The 5,564-nt window shown below is 26.7% G+C and carries 8 protein-coding genes; 5 read left to right on the top strand and 3 right to left on the bottom strand.

Going from position 1 to position 5,564, the window contains the following annotated elements; genetic code table 4:
- Window positions 1-189: 189 nt before the first annotated feature.
- The 3 genes from C6B38_RS08335 to C6B38_RS12035 form a co-directional block, all read right to left on the bottom strand.
- Complete coding sequence (locus C6B38_RS08335) at window positions 190-447, bottom strand: hypothetical protein (RefSeq protein ID WP_105299281.1); 258 nt, start codon at window positions 445-447, stop codon at window positions 190-192.
- Window positions 447-596 (bottom strand): hypothetical protein, encoded by a 150-nt coding sequence (locus tag C6B38_RS08330; protein WP_105299280.1) that lies wholly within the window; start codon window positions 594-596, stop codon window positions 447-449. Before C6B38_RS08330 ends, C6B38_RS08335 begins: the two co-directional genes overlap by 1 nt.
- A 103-nt stretch (window positions 597-699) precedes the next feature.
- On the bottom strand, window positions 700-822 hold the full coding sequence (locus tag C6B38_RS12035) for a hypothetical protein (protein WP_255401142.1): 123 nt from the start codon (window positions 820-822) through the stop codon (window positions 700-702).
- A 241-nt stretch (window positions 823-1,063) separates the two neighbouring features.
- Between C6B38_RS12035 and C6B38_RS08325 the strand changes: the two genes are divergently transcribed.
- The 5 genes from C6B38_RS08325 to C6B38_RS08310 form a co-directional block, all read left to right on the top strand.
- Entirely contained in the window at window positions 1,064-2,020 is a 957-nt protein-coding gene (locus C6B38_RS08325; protein ID WP_105299279.1) for an L-lactate dehydrogenase, read from the top strand.
- 86 nt (window positions 2,021-2,106) lie between these two features.
- Window positions 2,107-2,271, top strand: a complete 165-nt coding sequence (locus tag C6B38_RS11630) for a hypothetical protein (protein WP_233485702.1) — start codon at window positions 2,107-2,109, stop codon at window positions 2,269-2,271.
- A 79-nt stretch (window positions 2,272-2,350) separates the two neighbouring features.
- Complete coding sequence (locus C6B38_RS08320) at window positions 2,351-3,211, top strand: IS3 family transposase (RefSeq protein WP_233485701.1); 861 nt, start codon at window positions 2,351-2,353, stop codon at window positions 3,209-3,211.
- A gap of 212 nt (window positions 3,212-3,423) precedes the next feature.
- Window positions 3,424-4,002, top strand: coding sequence for a hypothetical protein (locus tag C6B38_RS08315; RefSeq protein ID WP_105299278.1), 579 nt, complete (start codon window positions 3,424-3,426; stop codon window positions 4,000-4,002).
- 36 nt (window positions 4,003-4,038) lie between these two features.
- Window positions 4,039-5,564, top strand: a 1,526-nt coding sequence (locus tag C6B38_RS08310; RefSeq protein ID WP_105299277.1) for a PTS transporter subunit EIIC, incomplete at its 3' end; no start/stop codon positions are given.

The raw sequence follows: 5,564 nt of genomic DNA, 5'->3' as shown, positions 1-5,564 counted from the left end.
ATAGTTAAATTTATATGTATAATAGGGATTTTTATTATCCCAATATTAACGATAGTAATAAAGTTTATTAAAAAATAAATTTGTAAACAGTGTATAGTGTAAAAATAAACAATAAAATTATTTAATCAAATCACATATAAAAACTAGTGTGCCACAGTTAAAATACATGATAAATAATAAATATAAATACTAAAATCCTTTAACCATAACACGGAAAAAGTTTAAGATTTTAATAATACAAAATATAGCAAATGGAATTAAAATAATTCACGCTTCRCCTAAGAAAACCATTATCTCAGGTAAAATATTTGTTATACCTTCTTTAACTTTTCATAATGCACTAGTTAAACCCGTTCAAATCCCAGTCATACCCTCAGACATAGTTTTAGGTGTAGGTGTAGTTACTGTTAAAAAATTAAACGCTGTTGTTAAATACATACCTAACATTATTTTTTATCCTCCTTTCTTGCAATTTCTTTTTTTTCTTTTTTCTTTCCTCGAATTTGTTTAATTTTTTGATAAATTGATAAACCAATTCAAGCAAAAATCCCTAATATAATAACAACACTAAATATTGTCGTTAATCAAGTTGGCATATTACATCTCCTYTCTAAAAATATTGCGRCACGCTTCGCGTGTTCGCTACGCTCAAAATAAACTATATTGAATAAATTACCGCTAATAAATTACGCGGATAATTTATTCATTTTCTTTTACATTATTAATTACTATCTTATTTACAGTATTAATAACAATATCTTTTCCATATTTAGTTACTAAGGACCGCAAAATAAAATAATGTTTTTTTCAATAAAAAATCAACTCCTTTCTGAGTTGATTTGTTGCACTTCGATTACACGATGCCTTTGAGGTTATGGTACCCTGTAAAATTATGTAGTAGCAAAACTTTGTTACTATTTTATTAAAAAATATAATTTTGATAATAAAATTATCATTTTTTACAATTTTAATTGTAAAAAACCCATATATTTTGAGTCTTTTAAAAAAAATTTTTTTATTTTTTGCTATAATAAAATAAGAGATTTTTAAAAGGAGAAGAAATATGGAAAATTCAACGAGAAAAGTAGTTTTAGTTGGATGTGGAATGGTTGGAAACAGCTTTTTATATTCAGCGATGAATAGAGGGATTGCACAACATTATGTGTTAATTGATGCCTTTCGACAAGCAGCAGAAGGGAACGCTATTGATTTATCAGATGCTGTTGCTGTTTTAGAAAATCGTTTTAGTACAATTAAAGCTGGTGATTATAGTGAATGTAAAGATGCTGATTTAATTGTTATTACAGCTGGGAGACCACAACGAGTTGGTGAATCACGTTTAGATATGGTTGCTGATAATGCAAGAATTATGCAAGATATTGCTTTAAAAATTAAAGCGTCAGGTTTTAAAGGTGTTACTCTAATTGCTTCAAATCCGGTCGATGTTTTGGCATCAGTTTATCAAAAAGTAACTGGTTATGCAAAAAATAAAGTTATTTCTTCAGGAACAACTTTAGATTCAGCACGTTTAAGACGCTTAGTTGGTAATAAATTAAATATTGCTCCAGCTAGTGTTAATGCCTATGTTTTGGGTGAACATGGTGATTCATCAGTTTCTGCTTGATCAAAAGCTTCAATTATGCAAAAATCAATTGCTGATTTTGTTGCAGAAGGAAAATTAACAGAAAAAGATTTAGAAGATATGCACCAACAAATGATGAAAATGGCTTATACAATCATTGATTTAAAGAAAGCAACTTTTTATGGAATTGGGGTATGTTTATCATCAATTGCAAAAGCAATTTTAAATGATGAAAGATCAACGTTCTTAGTTGGTGCAAAATGTGAAGGCGAATATAATGTTAAGGGAACATACATTGGTGTGCCAGCCGTTATTGGGGCGAATGGAATTGAAGAAATTATTGAATGAAAATTAGCAAAAGAAGAGCAATTTCAATTTGAAAAATCAGCGACACAATTACATGAAGCTTTAAATGTTGCTCTTGCAGCGCTAAAATAAGTAATATTTAAGAGGACTTTGAACATCTATAATAAAGTAAACTCTTAAAAAGAGTGTAATATTTTATTAGGAGATGTTCTTTTATTATGGGAAAATGATACACAAAAGAAGAAAAAATAAAAATTATTAAATATTATCATAAAAATGGGTATATGAATACAATAAAAAAATTTACTATTGCAAAGGAAACTTTAAACAGATGAATTAAAATCACAAATGAAGATAATTTAATTCCTGGAAAGGGTCCTTAGTCAAAGGGAATTCGCAGACCAGGCCGACCTAAAACTATTGATTTTAATAGTATGAGTAAAGAGGAACTAATCGAAGAAAATGAAATTTTGAGCGGGTTGGTCCTTGAAGAAAAAATACACGATTAAATATTTAACTCATATTTTAAATATTTCTAAATCAAGATATTATAAGTGATTTAACAATGGTATGCAAAAATTTAATAAGTGAGATTCAAAATTAGCTAAATTAATTAAAATATCATTTTTGAAATTTAATAAAATTTATGGTTATAAAATGCTAACTTTAATAATTAATAAAATCTATAATTTATCTTTAAAAGCTCATATGGTATATAGATATATGAAATATTTGAATCTAAAATCTGTTCAAAGAATTAAAAAATTCAAATATAAACTTTCATCTAGGCCTTTTCAATATGAAAATTTATTGAGTCAAAACTTTAGGACTACTGAACTTAATCAAAAACTAGGAACCTATATTACATATTTGCTAACTAATAAAAAAACTTATTATTTATCAATTGTCAAAGATTTTCATAATAACCAAATTTTGGACTATCAAATTAGTAATAATTTAGGTACTAATTTTGTTTTAAAAAATATTATTAATGCTTGAATAAAAGCTGGTAAACCTAAAACATGAATTTTACAATCTGATCAAGGATTTCATTACACAAATCAAAATTATCAAAGACTTTGCAATTATTTAGGAATTAAAATATTAATGTATAAACGAGGTAATCCATATGATAATGCCCATACTGAATCATGATTTGGTACAATGAAAAGTGAATTTTTAAATCAAATTTCAAGAAAAAAGAGAACTACAAAATGAATTATAAGTAATTTACCTAAGTATATTTATTTTTATAATAATTTTAGACAACAATCAAAATTAAAAGGTCTAAGTCCTGTTGAATACAGGAACCTAAACCTTTAGTCATTTTTTATTAGTCTACTTTTCTTGACTAATTCATAATTCATTTTTTAAGTCTTTTTTTTTGGTTAAATTTCTAATATTTTTTATTTTTTGGAAGAAAAATGTGATATCATTATCACATAGGATTTGCCTATTTTTTATATCAAACATGTATTAATCGTGTATCAATTATCAACAATATTAATTAAATATATTAAAAGGAGTTTTTAAGAATGAAAAATTTATTTTTAGTATCATCAGCTAGTATGGCAGTAACTTCATCAATACCTGCTACAACATTTACTTCTATTTCAACAGCACGACTTGTTGAACTAGCAAAAAATAATAATGTTGTAGAGTATAACATTAGCGGTATGAGTGGAAAGAAGGAATTCCCTGTTCGAACAACTGATTACGGTGTTGTAAATAATCACCAGCCAATTGATTTTAACTATTCGGAACATGCAAATACTTGAGATAGTTTTGTGAATAAATATCCAAAGTTTAAGTTTACTAAATTAATGATTAAAACTTATATTGCGGGTAATCAAGATGGATTTGATTTATCAAATATCCCTTTTAATACTGCTGATTTTAAATTGCAAATGAAAAATGGTCAGTTTATTATTAAGAGAACTATAGCTAAAAATCAAACTGATTTTGTTCGCTTAACAGTCGTTGGGTTGCTAAAAGAAGCATTGGGTCAAATTAAGTTTTATGTGCAATATGATTTAAATATTTCACAACAATATGGTGCACCCTATCCATTTTATAGTTCAGTAGCTGAAACAATTCAATTTTTTGCAGATTAAAGAAATTAAATTGTTTTTGAAGAAAGGAAAATAATTTTGAAAATTGATAGGTTATATCAAATCAGGAAAAACGGAAAAAGCTATAGTAATAATCGTAGTAATAAAATTAAGATTAGAAATATTTATGAACGTTTTATTAAAATTATTACTTTAATAATTATTCCATTATTATTAATTGTTTTAATTTATGGAATTGGAATGATTTTAAAAGAATATGTTAATAATCTTGTAATAGTAACAATCGGGGATGTTTGTACTAAAATCGGAAAAACAGTTTTTGATAATTTATCACTTATCATTTGTTTAGTAACAGTTATTAGTATTACTAATAATGTGAAAGCCGTAGCAATTGCTGTTACTGGCTTTTTAGTTTTTGTTGTGATGCAATATGCCTTAATTCAGTATAAAGTCACTCCTGAAGGAACGACTTATTTTACTAGCATTCTTTTCTTTTACCATGGGAATAATTTATCAATGGTTTTAGGAACAACTTTTGGTCTTGTTACTTTAAATACTTCAATTTTAGGGGGAGTAATCGTTGGAATTGTTTCATCATACATTTATAATAAATGTATTGATTTGCGTTTACCAAAATCCTTCGGATTATTAAATGGTTTTCCGTTTGTTACTTTAATTGTTGTTTTAGCAAATATGTTTTTAGCAATTATTTTCTTACTTTTATGGATTGTGTTGTCAATTGTTTTAAACCATATTTATAATTGAATGTGACAACAAAGTGCAAATAATTTCTTAGGACCAGCTTTTGTTTATGAATTATTAAATATTTTATTAATTCCACTTGGTTTTAAGGATATTGTTGCTAATTTATTTATTCCAACAACTGTTAAGACACTAAGCCAAACAGAGTTTGAAACTTTATTTAGAAATATTGCTCTTCATTATGGTTGAGAGCATAATATTTTTGATGATACTTCAGATAATAGTACGATTCAAGTTGCCTGGAATTTTATAAGACAACCATTGTTCCGAGATCAGCAGATCAGTATTTTAGGATGAATTAATTTGCTTCCAATCAACCGTTTACCACAAGCAAATGGTTTTTCAGTCCAAGTTTATGATTGATTTTTATCTAGTAATTTTGGTCATTTATTACAACTAAAATTACCACCAAACTATGCTTTTACCTTTGGTGGTTCGTTAGCAATTAGTACAGCTATTATTTTAACTAGTAAAAAAGAAAATTGTTTGCCAACAGCAATTTTAATGACAATGATTGTGGCGGTTACCATTTTAACGGGAAACAATGTAATTATTAATTTATTTGCCTTCTTTGTTTCACCATTATTATACTTTTGTGTTTATACTCCTCTTGCTGGATTAAATGGTTTATTTATGTCAATGCTTGATGTTCATATTTGAGTATCCTTTACCGATGGTTTAGTTGATTTTATTTACAAAGGAGTTATTCCGGTGGCCAAAGGAACTAATTTCTTCTGAGTACCAATCTTTACTCTGATTTGATTTGTTATTATGACCCCAATCTTTTGGAAAGCAATTATTTATTTTGATTATCCTTTTATCGGCCGAAGAGAAACGATTTT

This window comes from Spiroplasma sp. ChiS (assembly GCF_002968355.1).
Lineage (GTDB): Bacteria > Bacillota_I > Bacilli_A > Mycoplasmatales > Mycoplasmataceae > Spiroplasma > Spiroplasma citri.
The sequence above is the reverse complement of the archived record's forward strand: the minus strand, read 5'-3'. Positions and strand labels throughout refer to the sequence as shown.